The following is a 22,331-nucleotide window of genomic DNA, read 5'->3' on the forward strand; positions in this document are numbered from 1 at the left end:
ACCTCCTTAGCTAATGTTGATTACAATAGAAATACTGCCGCTCTGTTCTTCTTTCTGCGGATTACGTGAATACTCAGGAAAAAGGGACTGTACTCTCTGCCTTGCCCTGCGTATGGTTTCAAAACAAGGAAGTCCGTATGCTCTGTAATTAAATACAATATCCTCAAGCGGAAGATTTCCGGCAGGCATATATCCGTATTGGTTGTAATAATGCAGAATGAGAAGCATATCATCATACCTCGACATCGGGCATTCCTTTAAGATTTCAAGCACTCGGCTCTCCACCGTTTTCTGTTGTTTCATAATGTTCCTCCAAAAATTAAAGGGACAGAGTTTTTACGCTCTGCCCCGACTGGTTAATGTTCGCTTGTTACTTACTTCTTACGGTTTTTAACCTGAAGAAAGATAAAGCCGCCGACAATAACGGCGACTAATGCGATAGCGATAATTGTCTTTGCTTCCATTACTCGTTACCCTCCTTTTTCTTCTTTTTGTGTGCAACAACAGAAGTTACGGCGATACCGACAGAAGAAAGTCCGGCAAGGACATACCAAAGTTTCATATTGGTATTATCTCCTGTTTTCGGCGTATCTCTTAACTCATTGTGCATTTTTACAACGGCTGTTTCATCAAGTTTGATAGTAACATTCTGGTCGGCAGGTGTGATATATGCGGCAGACGCATTGTTTGCCACTTCTGATATGGTATATTCGCCAATACGAAGTCCCTCAATCACGATTTCGCCGTTCTTATCTGTTTCAAATGTCATATCATAGCCGTTTGCTCCGGTTACTCTGAACGCAAAACCTTTAACCTTACCGTCTGAAGATGTCTTAACGATTTTCAGTGTTCCACGCATAGCTTCATTGATAAATCCAACACCTGCCTTATTCTCAACGGAATAAGTTGTTTCGTCTTTCTCAATGAAAACAGAGTATTCTCCCTTATCAAGCAGGAAGCCCTCCGGTGCTTTGGTTTCACGAACAATATATTTTCCGTAAAGCAGCTCTTTCATCTCATAAATTCCGGTTTCGGTTTCTTCAAGATTTCCGATAAGTTCATCGCCATCATCAATCTTTCCGTTCTCATTGGTGTCCTTATATACCTCAAAGGTTGCACCCATAAGTTTGTTATCCGGATATTCAGCGTCCACCTTCGTGAGTCTGATATTGCCGTGAACATACTCATTGACAATCTCAATTTCAACTACCTGCTCGGCTTTGCTGATATTGACCTCATACGCTTTTTCATCAAGAACAAATCCCTTTGGCTGCTCGATTTCTCTTACAATCCATTTGCCATAAGGAACTTTTTCAAAAGAAAAACTACCGTCTTTTGCAGAGGTAGTCGTCATAAGTGCAGTATCCTTTGTAAATTCTGTTTCTTCGGCTTTGAAGATACCGATAACAGCACCCTCAAGTGCTTCTCCGTTCTCGTCAATCTTCTTACCTGATACAGAACCATAGATAAGTTCATTCTTGATTTCTTTTCCATCATTTACTTTGATTTCAACTGTTGCGGTATCCTGACCTGCGTATTCAAACACAACCGGATACTTCGTATCAGAGAGAACATAATGCTCATCGGTTGCAATCTCTTTGACATAGTATTTGCCAAACGGAGGGTCTGACTTCATAACAGCAGTTCCATTTTCATTTACGCTGACAATCTCAATCAGTCCATCAGCCGGAATAACTGTACCGCTTGCAGATACAATATCTTCTGCGGCATAAAGACCAAAGCTGATGTTTTTGATTTCTCCGTTGTCGCCAATACCAAATGTCTTGTCCTTTTCAATGGCTTTTGCAAGGCTTACCTGAACTTTCTGTCTTTCGTTATAGAACGATGTGGAAGTTTCGGTAACAGAGATATTCTGACCTGCGTAAGTAAGCTCAACCGTATGTGTTTCGCCACTCACTACCATTCCGTAAGGTGCAGTAATTTCCTTGACCTCGTATTTTCCGAGATAAAGTTCTTTGCTCTTCACAAATCCATCGGAGCTTGTTGTGATAGTATCTACCACTTCGCCCTTTGAATAGCGGAGTGTACCGTCCGGTGTACTAATATCTTCCGCAGCACGGACCTCATAAACTGCACCCTCAAGTCCTGCCACTTCATAAACAGGCTGATAGATAACATCACTGTCCTCAGAACCACTTACATTGACACCACTAAATACTTCTCCGGTCTTTTCAACCGTGATAGTACCTTTCTGTGCCATATTCGGTTTATTGACTTTCACAACAGTTACGCCGCCTTCCTCTGTGGAATTTTCTTCGGTAATATCAAAATATACCGGAGTATCATCAAGTACATACCCGTATGGAGCTTGTACCTCTACGATAGAATATCCCTTGCCGTAATCCAGTTTTTCAGGTGTTACAAGAGAACCGTTTGCGTCGGTATAGAACACATCAATCGTGGTCGGTGTCGGATAAGTAAAGGTCATTTTGACCTGATTGCCCTGCGGGTCGTAAATCTTAAATCCTGCTCCTGCATACGGAATACTCTTTCCGCTTTCTGCATCCACCTTGACTACATTGACAAAGCTCTCGAAGTTACGGTTATTGATGAGATAACGATAAGTCTGTGCGTTCTGTGAAATGAACACATCAAAATCATCCATCATCTCTCTGCCTTCCCAACCGGAAGTCTGGTGTACGGTATAAATACCATACGGCATATCTTTTGTCTGACCGAAGCCATTTTCATCGCAAACGATAGTATCTCTCTCGTCTTTATTGGCTGCGTCATAGCTTCCGGCAGATTTCAGATAAATCTCAAAGGAAGCTCCCTTTTCAGGAGTTTCAATCTTTGTTTCTCCATCATCAGTGTGTTTAATGATAGCCACGTTACCTTTGATTACCTGCTCGGTTACATCATTGGAAGTAAGGTTGTGTTCCACCTCATAAAGTTTCGGGTCTGCACCTACTTCATGGATAGTCTTATCAAGCAAATATCCCTCTGACGGTGTAATTTCTCGGATTGTCCAATCGGTATCACAAACATATTCTTTAGTAGTGAACTGACCGTTTTCATCAGTAACATACTTATCTACAAGCGTTTCTCCCTTATAGATACCGTAAACTGCTCCCGAAAGTTTGGCATTGCCCTGTGCTTCGCCTTTCTCAGCGTCGCTCTTTGTTACTGTTGCAGTAAACTTCTTCAAAATATTATTGAAGTTTCTTGTGGTTACTTCTTTCCACTTCACTGGTGCAGTCTGATTTTTTGGCACAACATAACGGATAGCTGTGTCCACTTCTTCAAGAGTATATGGTTCAGAACCACTGATAAGCACATCTTTGAAAGTTGCCACACCGTCTTTATCCGTAACTGCATACTGGTCAACAGCATCACCGGAAAGAGAAGTACCGAAAAGATGGAACTTCACACCTTCAACAAGGTTATCTTCTGAGGACTTCACTACCTGAAGGTCGCCACGCTTCAATTTGTTATTGAAATTGACCTTTGCAACCTGTCCTGCTACAACAGTAACTCTATGTGTTTCCTGCGGCTCGTACTTATCGTATGCCTGCTCGGTTACAGTATAGATACCCGGCATAAGGTTATCAATCTGGAACTTACCGCCATTAGCTGTTGTAACTGTCTGATTGATACCGTTTCCGGTAATCGTGAAGTTAATACCGTCAACTTTGCCGTCCTCACTGGTCTTTACAATCTGACAAGAACCATAGCTGACTTTCATCTTCACATAACCGTTGATACTGTCGCTTACTTCCTGAGCATAGCTGACAACATCCTGCACACTGGAGTTCTGACCGTGTTTGCCCTCTGACCATACAACCACACCTCTGCGGACTGCATTTTTCTTCGTTGCGGTAATGGTAAATTCCTTACTCGGTGCGGTGTCCATAGAAACCGTAAGTTTGTTACCATTCACTGAAAAACTTACTCCACTGATGCTTGCCTTGAAATTATATTTGGACAGCACATTATTGGAGTCTGTCAGAGTAGTTGTGTACTTACTTCCGTTCCACTCAAGCTCTATTGTCTTTGCCGAACCGGATGATTTATTACAAAAGCTCGGTATGGTCGCATGGTTCTGTACACTCTGTACCATACTGTTGTAATAACTGAAAATCTTATTGCGGAGCGGATGCTTTGCATTGATGACATCTTTCACATTGCTGCAACCACTGGCTGCTACATGATTGAAGTTTGCATCACGCTCTCCGATAACAGTTTCCCAGATAAGAAGCTGCGTGGCATAAGCCTGTGCAATGCTGTTTGCTGCCGCTTCATTCTGTGACCTCCAAGATGTCGAGATTGTCCCACGATAGCCATACTGTAAAATACGACCAACGAAAAGACGGATTTCATCTCCGGAAATAACCCCATTGGCTGCAAGGTTATTAAAATAATTTTCGTCATACTTATTCATTGTCTGACCGACCTTGAGCGAAATTCCCGGCTCAATACAATAAGCAACATTACCTGAGTATGAGCCAATAGCCTTAAGATTGGTAAAATTGGAACGTCCGGTATGCCAACCATTTTTCAAGGTCAAATTGCTGTGTCCCCATACCCCATCGTAATTAGCATCGCCATCACGAGGGAAATCGACCATATAAACATCGGCTTTTTCTCCCGAAGCAGCATATGCTGTTGTCGAGCCAATGCCTGCAAAAGTGGTCACACACATAAGGGTCGCCAAGAAAAGCGACGTGACTCTTTTGAATTTTGACTTTATCATTGCGTTTCCTCCTGTAAAAATTGAAAACACACCGTATCGCTACGATGTGCCTTTATGGATTTTCTCTTACGACAAGATTTACCTGCCGAAAAACAAATGCGGATTTTTCGTTAATTTTTCATTTTACCATACACCTCCAGTCCGTTCATACTGTGCGATTCCCCCTTAGAGATAGACATATATTTTGAGATAGTTATATTCAAGTGAGATAGTATATATCATTTTCGGTAGGTAAAAGTATAACTAAGGGGTTAGAGTGTGAGAAAGGGGAACTGTAAAACAGGCTATCTGCTGTCACGCTCTGCACGGTTACGCAAGAACTTGTTGTAATGCTCCAATGCTTTGCAGACAAAATCCTCCGTCTGACTGACGGGAATGTTTTTCGGGATAAGCTGCCTTACTCTGTCGCCCCTCAACACGATTTTTTCCTTTTGATTCGGCTTTTCCTCAGACATAACAGCGTGGATTGCTTCGGTTGTAAGGTTGCCCTCGTTGAATAACTTTCGCATACGGATTGTCTGGTCGTGTGACGGGGTTGCGTCATTCAGGTCGATTTCATCAACCACATCACGCTGGCAATCTTCATCAAGGTAAGAAAGTTCTACGGCAGGACGCATTTTGATACGTCCCTCATCAACAAATTCAAGCAGTTCAGGAACAAGGTTTGTCAGACGCACATATCGGTGTATCTGATTTCTGCTGTCCCCTGTTTCCTGTGCAATTTGTTCATCAGTTCGTAAATTCGTCCCCACTGGGGACACATTTTCTTTTCTTGGTCTGCCTGCTTGTCTTTTCATTGCTTCCAAACGCATTTTATAGGCAAAGGCTTTTTCACTTGGCAATATCTCTGACCTCTGGAAATTACTCTCAACCATTAAAATGGTCGCTTCATCTCTGTTCAGGTCTACAATCTCACTTCTCAGTGTTTCAAATCCTGCCAGTTCACAAGCTCGCTTTCGTCTGTGTCCTGAAACAAGTTCATATCTGCCGTCCTCTTTCTGCCTTACCGTTGCCGGAGTAATAACCCCTCTTTCCTTGACACTCTCCACAAGCTGCATCATATCTTCATCGTCCCTGACCTTAAACGGGTGGTCGGGAAAATCATCAATCAGCTCCAATGGAATATCTCGGATTTTTGAAAGCTGTTCTTCATCTCTCTGTGCCTGAGTGGTAAATAAATCATCGAGCTTCGTGAGAGTGAAGTCGCTCTTTCTTCCTGCCATCGGCTAACACCTCCTTTGTAAATTCAGCGTATGCCTTAGACACTGTGCTGTTTGGCTCATAAGCATAAATGCTTTTGCCTTTGGAAGAAGTTTCTGCGGCTTTTACGGCAATCGGGATTTGTGTTCGATACATTCTTATCTGATTACCGAAGTTTGCCCTGAGTGCTTCCACCGTACTCTTTGCAAGGTTTGTTCGGCTATCCACCAAAGTAAGCAGCATACCGTCTATCTTAATATCCGGATTGATATACTTCTTTACTTTTGAAATGGTCTGCACAAGCTGTGTCATACCCTTTGCAGGCAAATACTGAGCCTGAACCGGAATAATAACACTGTCTGCTGCCGATAAAGCATTGAGAGTAACCATACCAAGTGAAGGCATACAGTCTATAATTACATAATCATATCTGTTCTTCACTTGACTCAGATAGTTCTTGAGTGTAGTTTCTCTGCTCATTGCGTTCATAAGGTTAAATTCCATTGCTGAAAGCTCAAGGTTTGCCGGAACAAGGTCAACACCTTCTTCGTGGTGCAGGATACCAACCATAGGGTCTGTCATCGTTTCATTGATTACATCTGTGAGTTTCGTTGCAAGCGTGATACCCAAGCCATCTGTATCCTGCCAACCAAGACAAGTCGTTAAATCTCCCTGCGGGTCTGCGTCTATGAGCAATACTTTCTTGCCCTGCATTGCAAGCCCGACTCCGAGATTAACGGTTGTGGTGGTTTTCCCGACTCCGCCTTTCTGGTTACATACGGAAATCGTTTTGCAGTTTGACACTTCCTTTTGCCCTCCTTTCTGAAAATTCATAGCCACCGCATTATGGCTATGTACCTGACCGACCCATTTCCTAATCGGTCATAGCAATATTTGTTCTCAACACCCCTTGCCAAGCAAAACGCTCATGGGAAGTCACTAAGGAACAGACTGCTTATCTGTATCATAGGATTCTAACCTCTGCCGGGTACTCCGCCAGCTCCGTAGAGAAGTATCATTATCATTCTGACTGTCATCGCCATATCGGTTGCAATCCGATACTCATAACAGGAGTTCTCGCTGTTCTGCAATTTTCAGAAGTTTCGGCGTACCTGCTAAAGTGGCTATCATCAGAATTAAAGTCTTAGCGACCTGTATATTCAGTTGTCAAAAAACGAGTGAAAAGGTTTCCATTTTCATCATCAGGAATTAACCCCTTCACTCATTGCACAAAGGGCTTCATTTTGGACACCCAAAATCGCTGTTTTACCGAAAAATTTTTTGAAAAAATTTTTGAAAACAAAAAAACCGTCTGTTTCGGTTAAAAACAGACGGCAAATCAACGTTCTAAATATATTCTATTTTCAATTTCTTTTTCTTTGCACCAAGCACTTTGCAGAGGACATCATCTACTGCATCGGTATATCTGCCTTGTGCTATCAAGTTATTTTTCAGATTGATAAGCGACTGTATCACTCTGCTTTGCTCGTCATCGGTTAGATAAATATGATATTTCTTTTCTCTCATCTGCTGCTCCTCCAGTTCTCAAATGTTTTCCTTATTATCCTGACATCTTCTTGTGTGTCGGAAGATATAAATATATGTACGCTCTGAAATGCTGCTTTGATACGCTGTGCATAAACGTTTTCCACTTCGTTTGGCTTCATCGGCAACTTAATGAGTTTGATTCCCCGTTGTTTACAAAGATGTTCCTTTAGTATATCTATCTTCTCCGAGTCCGTATTCACTTGAATGGCAACCTGCTCCAGTGGGATATATACATCAAGTGGAATGCCGAATAACCTATCAGAGCCAAGTTCAACTTTCAATCCTTTCAAATTGGAATAATAACTGATTGCAAGAGCCGGGAATAACGACATATACTTCTGCTCACACATCCTGCACCCTTTTCCAAGAACAGTACGCTCGTTTATCTTCATACTCCAAGAATGACCGTATCTGCATTTCCACCACGCTCTCTTTGCCGAATTTCTTGAAACTTCTGTCGGTTTTAACTTGTTTAATTCATAATCCCACTCAACAAGTAATTCTCTATCAGTTGTTGCAAGGTCATTGTATCCGGCAAGCACTTCTCGCTCTGCACAGACAGGGCAAACCGTTCCTTTCACACGGGCATTGATAACTGATTTCCACTCGTTTCCACATTTTCTGCAATACCACCATACATTTTTCCTCGACTTTGCATTGACTTCATCCGATTGCAGAGGATAGTTTTTCTCTGACCATTCTTTGGCTATCTGTGGGTGTGTACTTTTTAGGTCATTCTTACCTTTTATAAATGTATAGCCACTGCAACAGGGACATTTACTGCCACCTGAGCGTGTGGAGATAAGCGTATTCCATTCATAACCGCAGGTATTGCACTTCCACCAAGCCTTGCTGTTTGCAAATGCCGTAACTTCGTTAGGCTTCTTTTCATTTTTGTTCGACCATTCTGCTGCTACTTCCGGCAATACTGTTGCAAGGTCATTAAATCCTGCAAGCACTTTGTTATGGGAGCAGTACGGGCAACCTGTTCTATTGATGGTTCTGCTCTTTACAGTGGCTATCCATTCGTGTCCTAATTTACATTTCCATATCACTTTCTTGTGTGAGCCGATAGATACCTCTGTCGGTTTGATTTCATTTTCCTCTGACCACTCCGAAGCCAATTCCGGCTTCAATGTATTTAAATCGTTAATTCCTTCAATCACTCTCGCACCGGAGCATATGGGGCATTTCTCCCCACTGGAACGAGCCTTTATACTTGTTTCCCATTCGTGACCGCAAGCACCTTTCCACCATACTTTCTTATTCGAGCCGAAAGTCACGCTGTCCGGTGTCAGCGGTAAATTCCTATCCGACCATTCGACAATCAATTCCGGATGTACTGCCGCTAAGCTATTACTCATATCAAAACCTCCACTTCCTCTGTGATTAAAGTATATGAAGTTTCGGCTTTTTCTTGTAGTTTGCGAATATCAGTAAAAATAAAAAAGCCCATTAAGAAAAGATTTCTCCTCTCTCAAAGGACAATATACAACCGATTACTCATCATCTATATCTAATCGCTGATTTATTTCTTTTACCAATTCTTTAGGGTCTTCCGTTCGTAATCATTTTGCAAACTCAATCATTATTTCCTGTTCATCCTTGCTCATTTGCTCAAACATATCTGCCATCTCTTTTTCTCTCGGTGTCAATCGCATATACATTTCTTGTTCCTCCAATTTTAAGCTCATACAATATCGTATCGTCAGGAACATCTTAACTGTTATCCATCTTCTGTGCAAACATCGGTTTATAACGAAAAATGGGCAATTCCGCAATGGAACTGCCCATATATCTTGAAAATTATGCGATTTTTAAGGCTCTGCACCATTTCAAGCACCATTTGGTGTAAATTTGGTGTATTTGTGTATTTTCAGAGCTTTTTCACAAATGAAGTACATCCCGTTTTATAGGGTAAAACGGTACTTCTTAGTAGAGCTTTGCACCTGCCGGAATATGGTCATCAACCATCAGAAGATGAAGCTTTTCTTCGCCTTCTTCTTCGTGGATAGCACTGAGGAGCATACCGCAAGAGTCAATGCCCATCATAGCTCTCGGTGGAAGATTTGTGATAGCGATAAGAGTCTTTCCAATCAGTTCTTCCGGCTCATAAAAGCTATGAATACCGCTTAAAATGGTTCTATCTGTGCCTGTTCCGTCATCAAGAGTGAACTGTAACAGTTTCTTTGACTTCGGTACGGCAACACACTCTTTAACCTTTACTGCACGGAAATCTGACTTGCTGAATGTATCAAAATCAACTGCTTCCTCAAATAAAGGCTCTACCTTTACCTTAGAAAAATCAATCTTCTCAGGCTCTGAATTTGGTGTAGAAACCTCTTTAGAACTTACACCATTTTCGGATTTTACACCACCGAGGGTCTTCATTGTCGGGAATAAGATTACTTCACGAATTGACTCTTGTCCAGTTAACAGCATAACAAGTCGATCAATTCCCATTCCCATACCACCTGTTGGAGGTAGTCCATACTCTAAAGCCTCTACATAATCTAAATCCATTTCAATCCATATATAATTTTTATATATGTTTTTATGTGTTTTTTTGTATCAGTAAACATCTAAAAATGTATATAATTTGTAGATTTTATATATAGTTATCTTGTTTTGTATGCCGAAATGTATGCCATCTCATTATGAAATATAATCGACTTTTTTAGTATAGTAATTACCATATTGTGTTCCATCTGTTCCAATTAAATATTCTTTTTCACTTTCAAAATCTAAATCCTTAAAAGCTTTTAATCTTTCTTTTGCAAAAACTGGAATTTTAGTTACAAGAAATTTACTACAACAGATAGTATAAATATTGGGTATTATGAGTTGAATAATATTTTTAATATACTCACTTTTTTCGTAATTACTTTTTAAATCCAAACGCATAATAGCTTTACCATTGTAGTAATCTTTGGAACGCCTTTGAAATAATTCTATTGTTCCAATGGCTATATTTATATTTTTATCAATAATACATAATCTTATAAAATGTTTATTTTTACTATTTTCTAACCAAAAAGAAATAGCTTCTTCCATCCTTGGCAGTGTTTCATAGTGAAAATCATCCCCATGGCAATTATCGCTATTAAATAGCTGTTGAGCCTTTGAATCAGAATAAACTTCTAATAAATCTTTAGCATCTTCAAATTTTACTATTCTTAAACTAAATTGATTATTTTCTATATATATATTATTATTTACATTAATCATTTTTCTGCCTCCTTCATTATATATAAATAATAACACAGCAACTATGACAGCTATATGTCACAATTACTGTGTAAAAATTCCTGTGCTCTTTTATTTAATTCTTTTTTTACTTCCAAAGGTTTTAAAATGACTATTTCATTACTAAAAGATAATAATGTTCCTTTCCATAGTTCTTCATCTTTAGGAAGGTGTAAAGATAAAACGTAATCACCATTATCTTTTATTGCAATTAATTTTGCATTTAAGTATTCAATTGCTTTAATATGACTATTTTTTTTACACAATACTTCAATATTATAATACTCTCTTTGATCATTCATCTTATTTTTCATAATTTGATAAATGTCTTGTTGATAATGATTGTTAAAGCCAGAAACTTTTTTGATATTCTCCATTCTTATAATTTTGTAATATCTATAGTCCTTTCTATCTCTATCAAAGCCAATGAGATACCATGAATACCATTTATAAATAATAGCAATAGGATCAACTTTCCTTTGTGAAAATTCATTTTTTGAATTTGTATAATCAAACTCAACAACATTTTGATTTAATATTAATTTTTCCAATAATAGCAAGTTTTTATTAATTGGCTTTTTTTCTTTGAGAATACTAAAGTCTAAAATGATATGTTCTTGAGAATCATGATTTAATAACTTGATTTTATTTAAAACTCTCTCTATTTTTTTATTGGTAAAAGCACTATTAAAACCTTTTAAAGCTGATATTATTATTTTATAGTCTTGTTCATCTGCTAACTGTACATTCATTTTATACTGCTCATCAATTTCATATCCACCGTCTGTTCCAACAAACGAAATAATAGGAAATCCTGTAAGAGTTAATGTATCAATATCTCTTTGAATTGTACGAATTGAAACATCAAATTGATTTGATAAAGTTTTGGCAGTAACTCTTTTATGATTAAGCAAATATATTATAATTAATAACAATCTTTCTATTTTCATTTCTCTTTAAAAATCCTTCTATGGTTTTATTAAATTTATATTTGTTTATTAATAAATTTCTCAAAAATTTTAATTCTTATCCTTTAAAATTGAGTAAGAAATCAAAATTGGTGCCGTGTCTAGATAGTCTTCCTGGCAAAGGATACTCACCTCTATTCCCAAGCATAATTCCATATCTCAAATAAGGTATGACGTTTTTATGACATTGTGCCTTATAGCTATATGTAATAGCATCGTGAGTTGTCACTGATTGAATTTTTGATTCAATTATAACCCTTGGTTTTATGCTGTTATTTAGTTTTTCGTAAATTAATAGATCTGTTTCAAATTCTTGAACATTTGTTTTAACACCATCAAGATTTTCATCAAATTCAATATACTCTAAAGCATATGATATCTTTTTCAATACATCAATATATATATACTATCTCCTAATTGATTTTGTAACAGTTCGCAAATGGATTGTGTCCACTCATTTTCTTTCATATTTATCACATTCCTTACTTAGTAACTAAGTGAGTATCTTTAATTTTATATTCTACATCATCAAATAATATATATGTGATTTGAGTTTTAACACGATCTGTATCAAAGGATTTGAGCGCGTTAAAGATAGTTACTTCTTTTTCATCGTTAGCGTCAAATAAGATATTCATTCCCATGTATTTTTTATCAATAGATATCATAGTTGTAAATATTTGGGTGAAGAATCCTATTTGGTATTCTCGCCAATCAATGTATCTTGTATCTAATTGATATCTATCAATATAATCAATCAATAATACATATTTAGAATCTTTTTTCTTGCTTATTTCTCCAATAAATTGTCTATCACCTATATCATCTACGTATTCAACATTAAAAACATGATCAATATTCCATCCTTCCAAATACTTATAAGAAAAATAAGCAAAAGTGACTCTCATTGCTTTTTTTGATCTTTCGTCAGTGTCTTCAACAATATCACCGAATAAAATTCTACTTAATACTTTGCATGGATGTGCATTTTCATATTCTGCTATTGCATTTAGCAATTTAGAATTTGGGATTTTTGTTGATCCACTTTCAATTTTTTTTATGGTATTCAAAGACACATTTAAAGCATTGGCTAATTGTGCTTGTGTAATTTTATCTCTATCTCTCATCATTTTTATATAGTCTTTAAAGTACATGATAATATCTCCTAACATAAAATAGTGTAAAAATATCCATAATGATATTGCATATAAGTATACCTTGTGATATATTATAATTAAGGTATACTTATAGTTAATAATTTTCTACTATATTATTATACCTTATCGAGGAGGTGAAGTAAATGAGATATAAGTGAAAAAAAGACTATCTAGTCCATCGCCAAACTTTCTAGATAGTCGTCTACGAAAAGAGACATATTTCATAATGCTCTTTCTAGAGAATTATATCAAATAATATGTCTCCTTTCAAATTTATTTTAAGAAAGGAGTTTTTATATGCCAATAACTCAAAAAGAATTATTAGAAAAAGAATTTAAATCAGAGGGCGTAAACCTTTTCGGTGGGTTGCTTAAGCCAGGTTTGTATGTTTTAGCTGGAACAAGCAAAGTAGGAAAATCAATGGTTGCAACAACAATGGCAAATTGTGTAGCACAAGGTATTGATTTTTTTGGTAAATCTATGCCTAAAGGCAAAGTTATTTATTTTGATAATGATAATTATGATTTTGAAACAAAGAATCGAATTATTTCGTTAAATCTTTCAGGAACAAATGAAATTCTATATGAGTTCAATGATTCTAAATCTATATATGATATAAATGAAAGATTAAATCAAATAGTTGATATGGAAAAATATAAACTTATTATTATTGATTCGTATGTTGGATTGGATGAAGTTATCTCTTCTAATGATAGTTATTATGAAGTTTATCCTATTTTAAAGGAATTAAGAGATATTGTTGTTAAGAAAAATCTAATATGTATTCTTATTCATCATACAAAGAAAAATAAAGAAAGAATAGATCAGGATAATCTCATAGGGTCAAAAGCACTTTCTGGGGCTACGACAGGAACGTTGTTACTTTCCGTAAGAAATGAATTTGATACTCATGGAGAATTGAAACTCATATTAAGAAGTAATAAATCTATAATTAAGATCAAAAAAGATGAAAAAAATATTAATTGGATATTAGATACTGATGAATATTCAATAACTGAAGAAATACCAAAAAATATTCTTCTGTTGATTAATACAGTAGTAAGTTTAGAGAAACATGAACTTGTAGGAACTTGTCAAGAGATTGTTCAAAAGACAAAGATGGAACTTAATCCTAATTATCTTACAAAGTATCTAAAACAAAATAAACCTTATTTAGATGAAAATCATATCACTTTTATTAACGATAGAAATGGTCAAAAAAGAATAATTAAAATAGTCTATCATGAAAACGATAAAATGACAGGATGACAGATGAAATCCCTATAGAAGTCAACTGTCACACTGTCACAAAACAAGAACATTGAAAATTTAATATAAAGCCTATCGGCAATCTTTAAAAAGAGAGACCAAAAAATTGGTCTAGCAAGTTATACCAAAAAGCTAAAGCCTTTTGGAAACTTGCCCTGCCGGGAGCTTTTTGAAAGGATGAAAAGTATGGCACATGCACAAAAAGTCAAACGTACAGGTGTCATCGGCTTGGTCATTCACTGTGAGCGTAGAGAAGGGTGCGAACTTTCAAACAAAGATATAGATATAAGTCGTACGCATCTCAACTATAATCTTGCTGAGACAATTCAACCGATGAAGCCTGAAATATTCATAAAGAAAAGAATAGATGAAGTTAAACATATCAAACGTGATGATATTGTTTATCTTGTTGATTGGATAGTAACTTTACCAAAAGATGTACTTGCTGATGATCAAGAAAGATTCTTTGAATACACATATGATTTTCTAAGAGACAAATATGGTATTCAAAATATTGTAAGTGCGTGGGTACACAATGATGAAGCAACACCACACATTCATTTCTCATTTATACCAGTTGTAGAAATTGATGGAATTGAGAGGTTGAAATGTAAGGACATTTTGACAAAGAAAGAACTCAAGCGATTTCATCCTGATTTAGGAGCTTATCTTGAAAATAGATTGGGTTATATGCCAGCTATCCAAAACGATGCCACAATCAACGGAAATCGCACAATAAAAGAACTCAAAAATCAAGAAGATTTGAGTTTAAAGAAAAGTTTAAAGAATGTTTATGATCATATTGAAGCAAGTAAGAATATCATTGTAGAATCGAATAAAATCAACTATGAAACTACAAATATTTTTGAAAAAACAAAGTCTTTAAAGAAAAGTCATCAGGTTATTGATGAATTAAAAAATACAAATAAACAATTACAATCTGATGTTCGAACTTTATCTCATTTAACACTAACACAAAAGAAAGAAATTGATTCATATAGACAGATGCCTTTAGCAAAGCAATTAAAAGAAAAAAATCAAGTAATCAATAATTTGTATGATTCTATTTTCTCGTTAGAAAAACAGATTAAAGATCAAGAATATGATTTTTCTTGCTTAAGAAATAATTATGATAGATTAGAGAATAAAACAGAAAAACTCAAAAATCAAATATTTATTCACGAATCTTTTCTTTCTCTTATTGGTTTAGATAAAGTATTTAATGAATTTAAAAGTATATTTACTAGAAATGATTATTCTATAAATATTGATATTCTCAAAGATATATGTTTTAAAACCATTAAAAAATCAGCAATGATGTTCAAAACATTAAAAGAACGCATTAACTTTTTAAGTCAACAAAATATATCAAATGAAGATGTTTTTCTAAAAAAAGAACAACATTCATATAAAGATATTTCAAGATAGGAGGGATATTATATGGAAGAATTAAAAATGCTAACAAGAGAAGAAGTAGCTGAGTTACTTCATGTGCATGTAAATACAATATCCATGTTACGTGAAGTAGGGATAATAGATGGTATTAAAATTGGGAAAAATTATATGTTCTCCCAAAAAGTCATTCGAACTTTCCAAGATGATTATATTGGTTTAGATGTTAGTAATAAAAATAAAGCTATGATAAGTAAACAGACTGTCGAAAAACGAAAGAAAGATGATGTTAATAAAATAAATTATCATAATGCTATTGTGGGAGCAGTGTAATGGCTCAACAGAAGGAAAGTAATGGAACATGGTCTTTTTACGGAAAACTGCCAAAAGATGAAAATGGAATAAGAAAGAATTACAAACGCAGAGGCTTTAAAAGCAAGAAAGCTGCAAAATTAGCAGAGGCAGAGTTTTTAAAACAATATAATCATATTTCGCCAACTCGTTTGAAATTAGATGATTTGATTGTGGAGTATCATAAGGATGCTCCTAATCATATTAAATTATCTACTATTAAAGCCTATAAAAGATTTGAGAAATATGTTATATCTCCTAGCTTTGGTAATCGTTATATTGACGATATTACAACTTTAGAAATTACACGTTGGATCAATGAAATTTTACAAAATGGATATAATGATAGAGCTTATGGAGAGTCATCAACTCGTAATATTTTATTACACCTCTCAGGATTATTCACTTATGCAGTTGATCATGATTGGTTACAAAAGAATCCATGTCATAAAGTTAAACCACCTAAAGACCCAAATAAGATAATAAAAAAGCAGTCTTGTGAAGAAAACTTTTGGGAAATAGAACAATATCACAAATTTATCAATACAGTTGAAGATGAATATAAAAGGGATATCTACGAATTTATGTTTCTTACTGGTTTACGTATTGGTGAATTTTGTGCTTTGCAATGGAGAGATGTTGATCTTATTAATAATAAACTAAGGATATCTAAATCCTTAAGTGCAATTACATCAAGAATAACATCACCTAAGACTCCACGTTCAAATAGAACGATTCAACTGCCAAATAGACTAGTGGAAAAATTAAAAAAGAGATATATTATTGTTTCTCAGTTAGAAGGGTTTAATGAGGATTACTATTTGTATAAAGATCAAACTTATATCTCTATAGCTACACTTAGAAGATGGTTTAATGAAGATGTAGAAAAATCTGGAGTTAAAAGAATAACAGTGCATGGGCTACGACATTCTCATGCAAGTTATTTGTTATCAAATCCAGTAATATCTGAATTGCTCATAGCCGAAAGATTAGGTCATAGTGTAGAAATGTTGCGAAATACGTATGCTCATATTTATGAAAAAAGTCGTAAGAATTTAATTGAATATATCGATCAGTTATAATGTAAAAAAGCATATTAAATAGTAGATTATTACTTTTAATATGCTTTTTCTTTATTATCAAAAATCAATAATTAAATTATCTCTATAAAACATTATTTCGTTTCCTATTTTCTTATGTTGAACAGTATAAGATAACTCATATTCTTTGCCTTTACAAAATGAATACATATCTATTATTTCATCTACACAATCATATGTTAATACCCATGGAACTGAAAGTTTTTTAATTCTTTTAGAAATCCTTTTATGGCCTGTAGGAGTAAACGAGTTCTCGTATAATTCTGCACCTTTATTATAATATGGAGGATCTATAAATAAAAACGAATCAGGCTTAAACTTTCTTTTTAAAAAGATCATTGCATCTTGATTATATATTTTGATTTTTTTTCTTTCGCTATAGATTTTTTCTATTCTTTTTATTAAATCTTCTTTGTTAAATCTGCAATCAATTAAATATTTAGAATTTTGATTTTTTCCACCGATAGGTCCACCTTTAATAATGCCAGATCTATTTGTCCTATTTAAATAAAAAGTAGCAAATCCTAACTTTAATAAATCTTTTTTTTCATTGACATATATTTCTTTTTGTTTTTCTCGCTCTTTTAACGAAACATCTACATTCTTAATCATTTCAATAAATTCTGGAGCGTGATTTAAGATAGAATACCAAAATGCATATATGGCCAAATCATAATCATTTAAAATTATTTTTTTTACTTGTCCTTTAAATAGTAGATTTAAAGCCAAGTTTGCTCCTCCTGCAAATGGTTCAATATACGTACATCCTATTAAATTATTTTCCTTAAGTATTTTCACAGTTTGATTATACATTTTTCCCTTTCCACCAGGATAACGCAAAGGAGAAAAATTAGCCATACATACCCCTCCTTTTTAGTTTATTCAATAGGCAAGTTTAAATTATCATAATTAAATTTATCAGCTAAATAATTGTAGCTATCAATAAATTGATTAATGAATTGATTTGCATTCTCTATATTATAATTAAGCCAAAATTTAAATAAAATATTTACATCTTTCACTATATTCTCAATATATTTGAACCATTGCTTATATTCTAATGATTGATATTTATCAAGCGGAAAATCCCTAAAACATGTGTCATAATCCATCTGTATTCCTTCTAATTCATTTTCAAAATGGGAATAGACTGTTGGATCTTTTAACAAGTCAAACATACCTCTTTCAACATCATCAGGTAAAAGAATAATATTATTACTTTGAACTATTATTTGTTTTTGACTATTACTAGCCTTGACTAACACATCATGATCTAATATAATCACACTATTCAAGAATTCTGGTATTTTTTTGGAATATAACTGAAGATAATTAGTATATCCTAAATCGACATCAATAATATTCAAATAATTATTAATATTAACTTTTAAATAGTTTTTTAATAAAAACTCTAAAAAACTTTTTGCTCTCTCATCTTCGACATAGACATGCAAATCCTGACTAATTAATGTTGGTTCTAAATTAATATCATTTAAAATCTTTTTAAGTTCTTTTACACTTCTTATGTTTTCACATTTCACTTTTCTTACAATAGCTCCTTCAAGATTCTTTTTATAATCTGGTTTTAGATATACAATCTCACTATTGTAATTATAGTCAGGGATATTAGTATTTATTCCCCTTTGCTGTGCATCTTTCTTTTCTTGTTTTTGTAAAAGACCAACTTTTTCAAGAATCAAAGGAGAATGTGTTGTAAATACTATTTGAATTTTTAATTCTTTAGCACTTTGATACAGATACTCAATTAACTTAATTTGCGAATAGCCATATAAAGTTGCATCTAATTCATCAATTAATAACATTCCACCTTTATAGTTAGTACCAAATTGATTTTTTAATCTCTTAAACGATAATACTGCTAAAATAATTTTACCTATATTACTTTCACCCGCAGAATTTGTAAAAACATCATGAACATCGTCATTTATACCAACAAAATTTTTCTTAGTATCTGCTTTTTCCATTACAGCATTTGCATTATTTTGTGATTGAATTGATAAAATTTTTCTATAATTTTCAATAAAATAATCATTTTCTTCTATAGATAATTTAATATCTATAGATTTAGTTTTACCTGATTCTCCTATTGGAAACAATCTAGAAAGACTTAAAAAATACACAGGAAGTTGTACATATCCTGAACCTTTCGATTTACTCTCTGCATTCCAAAATCTAATAGCATTAGGATTGGATTTTAATGGTCTAGGAATGCTTTTTAACTCCAATTTATTATTATTATAATAGTTGTTATTATAAAAATTTAATGTCCAATTATGCATTCCAGCTAAATCAAATGTTTGTGACAACTTAAATTTATCTTTGAATTGTGATCTAAAATTATAGCCATCAATAGTTTGACATCCATATAATGGATGATCTTTTTGAGATATAGTAAATGGTTGCCCAATCATCCCTAATAGAGTTGTTTTTTGTGTTGCATTTTTTCCGGCAAGTGCAGTTATATATTTGCCCATTTTAAATGATTGATTATCGAATGATCTAAATTTATTAATTTCAACACTTTTTACTATCATCTTACTTATCTCCTATCCATACAAAATGTAATTATATTATACATTTTACTAAATAAAATGTCATTAGTAACTTATAATATCAAAACAACTAAATTGCTAAACGGTTTATTGAAATTTATAATATATCTCAATACCATTCCTTTAATATGATGTATGCCAGTTGTATGCCACTTACCATAAAAATAACTTTCATTATAACAAAAAAAGCATAACAATAAACTAGATATCATTCCACTTATAAAAGAGATTATGGTTTAAGTTATGCTTTTAATTTTTATTATTCATTTGACTTAGATAATTCAAATTATCTTGATTTCATCACTATTTATTTCTTGGTTTCATCTGAGGGAATAAGATAACTTCTTGGATAGATTCTTGACCAGTTAATAACATCACAAGTCTATCAATACCCATACCCATTCCACCTGTTGGTGGCAATCCATATTCCAATGCTTCTACATAATCTAAATCCATTTCATTGGCTTCATCATTACCTAATTCTTTTTCTTTTAACTGATTAGAGAATCTTTCATATTGATCAATAGGATCATTTAATTCTGTAAATGCATTTGCATATTCATTTCCACAAATGAATAATTCAAAACGTTGTGTAAAACGTGGATCTTCTAAATTCTTCTTAGCAAGTGGAGAAATTTCAATTGGATGACCATACACAAAAGTAGGTTCAACAATTGTCTCTTCTACATATTCCTCAAAGAAAGCATTAATAATATGACCATAACCAAAATGATTTTCAACTTCAATATGTCTTTCTTCAGCTAAAGCTTTTGCTTCTTCAAAAGTCATATCACTCGCAAAGTCAATGCCAGTTTGTTCCTTAATAGCATCTGTCATAGAAATACGTTTAAATCCAGGTGCTAAAGAAATCTTGTTTCCTTTATACTCTAAATCATATGTACCACAAACACTCATTGCAGCATTAGAAATAATACCTTCAGTTAAATCCATCATTCCTTCTAAATCACTGAATGCTTTATACACTTCAATTGTTGTAAATTCAGGATTATGAGTTCTATCCATTCCTTCATTTCTAAATAAACGTCCAATTTCATAAACAGCATCCATTCCACCAACAATTAATCTTTTTAATGATAATTCAGTTGCAATTCTTAAATAGAAATTCATATCTAAAGCATTATGATGAGTAGTAAATGGTCTTGCAGCCGCTCCTCCTAAAATAGGATTCAAGACTGGAGTTTCCACTTCAACATAACCTTGACTATCTAAGAAATTTTGAATTGAACGAATAATCTTAGGTCTTGCAAAAGCAATCTTTCTTGATTCCTCATTCATAATTAAATCTACATATCTTCTTCTATATCTTTCTTCAACATCACTTAAACCATGATATTTCTCAGGTAAAGGACGTAATGCTTTTGTTAAATGAATAAACTTTGCTACTTTGACTGATAATTCACCAGTGTTTGTTACAAATACAGTTCCCTCTATACCAACAATATCACCAATATCACTCTTAATTAAAACTTCATATTCATCTTCACCAATAACATCTTTTCTGACATAAATTTGAATTTGTCCATCTCTATCTTGAATATGCATAAAGCAGACTTTTCCTTTACGACGTTTTGTCATAATTCTTCCTGCAATTTTAACAGGGACTGCCATTTCTTCTAATTCTTCATGTGTTTTACCAGCAAATTCCTCTTTAATCTGTTTTGAAAAATGTGTAACATCGAATCTTTGTCCAAAAGGATCAATTCCTCTTTCTCTTAAAAAATCTAACTTTTCTCTTCTGACTAACTCTTGTTCACTAAACTGTCTTTCTTCCATTGTCTTCTCCTTTTCCAAATAAAAAAACTCCCATCCATAAGGGACGAGAGTCATCGTGTTACCACCCTAATTCGTCATTATATCACTATAACAACCTTTTCAACTCCTATCAGAGTCTAGCCTGTAACGCGGCACACGTTATTTTATCACTTTTGATCCAAAATACGGCTCCTAGTCTTTATTCATTGTTTTTGTTATCATCCATTTCCACCAGCAGGACTCTCTATTCATACATTTTAACAATTACTTCTCTATTCATAGCCTTTTTCTATACACTTTGTATTATATAAATAAACCAAGTCCTTGTCAAGCAAAGAACTTGGTTTTCCAAGTATTTATCACTATTTTTTATGCGTAACTAAACATTTTCATATATTTTTTATCCATCATTTCTTCTAACAATTCCTCACGGCTAAATGATTGTGGTGTGACACCATCAACTTCAATAAATAATGTATCTCTATCCATGACTTCAACCTTCATTGACTGAATCGCAACGCCATGTTTTTTTAAGGTATGTTGAATATCAGCGAGAGCAGAAGAATCTTGGGTCACCTGTATTTGTATAATTTGACCTTGATTGGTAAATTTACAAAATATACCTTTATGGAATATAAACTGTAATCCAGCTACGCATAATGTTGCCATAATCCCAACATCATATAGTCCTGCTCCAATACAAGAACCAGCCCCAGCGGTTGCCCACATACCAGCTGCCCTTGTTAATCCTGATACAGTTCCATGTCTTACAAATATAACACCAGCTCCCAAAAAACCAACACCACTGACAATTTGAGCAGCCATACGTGCAGCATCGTATTCATTCACATCTGGAAAGCCATATTTAGAAACAATCATAATTAATGCAGCTCCTAAAGCAATAATAGAATGTGTTCTAATTCCTGCTTCTTTATTCCTATTTCTTCTCTCATAACCAATAAATGCACCACACATTCCTGCTATGAGTATTCTTAAAAACCATTCCCAATGAATCACTATAGATGGCAATATTAACATCT

At 34.2% G+C, this 22,331-nt stretch carries 18 protein-coding genes, 1 pseudogene and 1 other annotated feature; of the genes and pseudogenes, 4 read left to right on the forward strand and 15 right to left on the reverse strand.

Annotation, left to right across the window (positions count from 1 at the left end; all coding sequences use genetic code 11):
- Positions 1–6: 6 nt before the first annotated feature.
- From GQF29_RS06555 to GQF29_RS06605, 11 genes and pseudogenes are all read right to left on the reverse strand, one after another.
- Positions 7–303: a hypothetical protein gene (locus tag GQF29_RS06555; RefSeq protein WP_008789318.1), complete on the reverse strand. Its 297-nt coding sequence runs from the start codon at positions 301–303 to the stop codon at positions 7–9.
- 160 nt (positions 304–463) lie between these two features.
- A complete protein-coding gene (locus GQF29_RS06560) occupies positions 464–4,714 on the reverse strand; it encodes a SpaA isopeptide-forming pilin-related protein (protein WP_017144063.1) in 4,251 nt (1,416 codons plus the stop codon).
- A 284-nt stretch (positions 4,715–4,998) separates the two neighbouring features.
- Positions 4,999–5,937 (reverse strand): ParB/RepB/Spo0J family partition protein, encoded by a 939-nt coding sequence (locus GQF29_RS06565; RefSeq protein ID WP_008789316.1) that lies wholly within the window; start codon positions 5,935–5,937, stop codon positions 4,999–5,001.
- On the reverse strand, positions 5,894–6,748 hold the full coding sequence (locus GQF29_RS06570; protein ID WP_202086284.1) for a ParA family protein: 855 nt from the start codon (positions 6,746–6,748) through the stop codon (positions 5,894–5,896). Before GQF29_RS06570 ends, GQF29_RS06565 begins: the two co-directional genes overlap by 44 nt.
- A 513-nt stretch (positions 6,749–7,261) precedes the next feature.
- Positions 7,262–7,441, reverse strand: a complete 180-nt coding sequence (locus tag GQF29_RS06575; protein ID WP_008789314.1) for a hypothetical protein — start codon at positions 7,439–7,441, stop codon at positions 7,262–7,264.
- On the reverse strand, positions 7,438–8,826 hold the full coding sequence (locus GQF29_RS06580) for a zinc-ribbon domain-containing protein (protein WP_008789313.1): 1,389 nt from the start codon (positions 8,824–8,826) through the stop codon (positions 7,438–7,440). Before GQF29_RS06580 ends, GQF29_RS06575 begins: the two co-directional genes overlap by 4 nt.
- A 568-nt stretch (positions 8,827–9,394) precedes the next feature.
- A pseudogene (locus GQF29_RS06585) lies at positions 9,395–9,988 on the reverse strand (amino acid--tRNA ligase-related protein); the annotation flags it as partial.
- Positions 9,989–10,117: 129 nt separating this feature from the next.
- Positions 10,118–10,690: a GNAT family N-acetyltransferase gene (locus GQF29_RS06590; RefSeq protein WP_160340766.1), complete on the reverse strand. Its 573-nt coding sequence runs from the start codon at positions 10,688–10,690 to the stop codon at positions 10,118–10,120.
- A 50-nt stretch (positions 10,691–10,740) separates the two neighbouring features.
- Positions 10,741–11,658: a helix-turn-helix transcriptional regulator gene (locus GQF29_RS06595; RefSeq protein WP_054689488.1), complete on the reverse strand. Its 918-nt coding sequence runs from the start codon at positions 11,656–11,658 to the stop codon at positions 10,741–10,743.
- Between the two features lie 76 nt (positions 11,659–11,734).
- Positions 11,735–12,064 carry a hypothetical protein gene (locus tag GQF29_RS06600; protein WP_054689490.1) on the reverse strand — a complete coding sequence of 110 codons (330 nt, stop codon included), beginning with the start codon at positions 12,062–12,064 and terminating at the stop codon, positions 11,735–11,737.
- Positions 12,065–12,158: 94 nt separating this feature from the next.
- Complete coding sequence (locus GQF29_RS06605) at positions 12,159–12,830, reverse strand: helix-turn-helix domain-containing protein (protein ID WP_054689491.1); 672 nt, start codon at positions 12,828–12,830, stop codon at positions 12,159–12,161.
- A 300-nt stretch (positions 12,831–13,130) separates the two neighbouring features.
- Between GQF29_RS06605 and GQF29_RS06610 the strand changes: the two genes are divergently transcribed.
- From GQF29_RS06610 to GQF29_RS06625, 4 genes are all read left to right on the forward strand, one after another.
- Complete coding sequence (locus tag GQF29_RS06610; protein WP_160340767.1) at positions 13,131–14,102, forward strand: AAA family ATPase; 972 nt, start codon at positions 13,131–13,133, stop codon at positions 14,100–14,102.
- Positions 14,103–14,288: 186 nt separating this feature from the next.
- Positions 14,289–15,530, forward strand: a complete 1,242-nt coding sequence (mobV, locus tag GQF29_RS06615) for a MobV family relaxase (RefSeq protein ID WP_054689493.1) — start codon at positions 14,289–14,291, stop codon at positions 15,528–15,530.
- Positions 15,531–15,542: 12 nt separating this feature from the next.
- Positions 15,543–15,827 (forward strand): helix-turn-helix domain-containing protein, encoded by a 285-nt coding sequence (locus GQF29_RS06620; RefSeq protein ID WP_054689494.1) that lies wholly within the window; start codon positions 15,543–15,545, stop codon positions 15,825–15,827.
- Positions 15,827–16,927, forward strand: coding sequence for a site-specific integrase (locus tag GQF29_RS06625; RefSeq protein WP_054689495.1), 1,101 nt, complete (start codon positions 15,827–15,829; stop codon positions 16,925–16,927). The genes GQF29_RS06620 and GQF29_RS06625 overlap by 1 nt, the downstream gene beginning before the upstream one ends.
- Positions 16,928–16,984: 57 nt before the next feature.
- On the opposite strand, the gene GQF29_RS06630 is transcribed toward GQF29_RS06625, so the two are convergent.
- The 4 genes from GQF29_RS06630 to GQF29_RS06645 all read right to left on the reverse strand — a co-directional run bounded on the left by GQF29_RS06630 (position 16,985) and on the right by GQF29_RS06645 (position 22,329).
- On the reverse strand, positions 16,985–17,803 hold the full coding sequence (locus GQF29_RS06630) for a DNA adenine methylase (protein ID WP_160340768.1): 819 nt from the start codon (positions 17,801–17,803) through the stop codon (positions 16,985–16,987).
- Positions 17,804–17,823: 20 nt separating this feature from the next.
- A complete protein-coding gene (locus tag GQF29_RS06635) occupies positions 17,824–19,500 on the reverse strand; it encodes an AAA family ATPase (RefSeq protein ID WP_160340769.1) in 1,677 nt (558 codons plus the stop codon).
- A 321-nt stretch (positions 19,501–19,821) separates the two neighbouring features.
- Entirely contained in the window at positions 19,822–21,312 is a 1,491-nt protein-coding gene (lysS, locus tag GQF29_RS06640) for a lysine--tRNA ligase (RefSeq protein ID WP_054689517.1), read from the reverse strand.
- A 36-nt stretch (positions 21,313–21,348) separates the two neighbouring features.
- Positions 21,349–21,580, reverse strand: a binding site (T-box leader).
- Between the two features lie 80 nt (positions 21,581–21,660).
- Positions 21,661–22,329 (reverse strand): MgtC/SapB family protein, encoded by a 669-nt coding sequence (locus GQF29_RS06645; RefSeq protein ID WP_054689500.1) that lies wholly within the window; start codon positions 22,327–22,329, stop codon positions 21,661–21,663.
- Positions 22,330–22,331 lie beyond the last annotated feature (2 nt).

Origin of the sequence: Coprobacillus cateniformis (assembly GCF_009767585.1) — a bacterium.
Taxonomy (GTDB): domain Bacteria; phylum Bacillota_I; class Bacilli_A; order Erysipelotrichales; family Coprobacillaceae; genus Coprobacillus; species Coprobacillus cateniformis.

Bases quoted from the DNA above. Each gene is read 5' to 3' on its own strand.
- GQF29_RS06555 (WP_008789318.1), bottom strand. From the start codon at position 303: ATGAAACAACAGAAAACGGTGGAGAGCCGAGTGCTTGAAATCTTAAAG.
- GQF29_RS06610 (WP_160340767.1), top strand. From the start codon at position 13,131: ATGCCAATAACTCAAAAAGAATTATTAGAAAAAGAATTTAAATCAGAG.
- GQF29_RS06630 (WP_160340768.1), bottom strand. From the start codon at position 17,803: ATGGCTAATTTTTCTCCTTTGCGTTATCCTGGTGGAAAGGGAAAAATG.
- GQF29_RS06575 (WP_008789314.1), bottom strand. From the start codon at position 7,441: ATGAGAGAAAAGAAATATCATATTTATCTAACCGATGACGAGCAAAGC.
- GQF29_RS06645 (WP_054689500.1), bottom strand. From the start codon at position 22,329: ATGTTAATATTGCCATCTATAGTGATTCATTGGGAATGGTTTTTAAGA.
- GQF29_RS06595 (WP_054689488.1), bottom strand. From the start codon at position 11,658: ATGAAAATAGAAAGATTGTTATTAATTATAATATATTTGCTTAATCAT.
- GQF29_RS06620 (WP_054689494.1), top strand. From the start codon at position 15,543: ATGGAAGAATTAAAAATGCTAACAAGAGAAGAAGTAGCTGAGTTACTT.
- GQF29_RS06605 (WP_054689491.1), bottom strand. From the start codon at position 12,830: ATGTACTTTAAAGACTATATAAAAATGATGAGAGATAGAGATAAAATT.
- GQF29_RS06625 (WP_054689495.1), top strand. From the start codon at position 15,827: ATGGCTCAACAGAAGGAAAGTAATGGAACATGGTCTTTTTACGGAAAA.
- mobV (WP_054689493.1), top strand. From the start codon at position 14,289: ATGGCACATGCACAAAAAGTCAAACGTACAGGTGTCATCGGCTTGGTC.
- GQF29_RS06560 (WP_017144063.1), bottom strand. From the start codon at position 4,714: ATGATAAAGTCAAAATTCAAAAGAGTCACGTCGCTTTTCTTGGCGACC.
- GQF29_RS06635 (WP_160340769.1), bottom strand. From the start codon at position 19,500: ATGATAGTAAAAAGTGTTGAAATTAATAAATTTAGATCATTCGATAAT.
- GQF29_RS06570 (WP_202086284.1), bottom strand. From the start codon at position 6,748: ATGAATTTTCAGAAAGGAGGGCAAAAGGAAGTGTCAAACTGCAAAACG.
- lysS (WP_054689517.1), bottom strand. From the start codon at position 21,312: ATGGAAGAAAGACAGTTTAGTGAACAAGAGTTAGTCAGAAGAGAAAAG.
- GQF29_RS06580 (WP_008789313.1), bottom strand. From the start codon at position 8,826: ATGAGTAATAGCTTAGCGGCAGTACATCCGGAATTGATTGTCGAATGG.
- GQF29_RS06565 (WP_008789316.1), bottom strand. From the start codon at position 5,937: ATGGCAGGAAGAAAGAGCGACTTCACTCTCACGAAGCTCGATGATTTA.
- GQF29_RS06590 (WP_160340766.1), bottom strand. From the start codon at position 10,690: ATGATTAATGTAAATAATAATATATATATAGAAAATAATCAATTTAGT.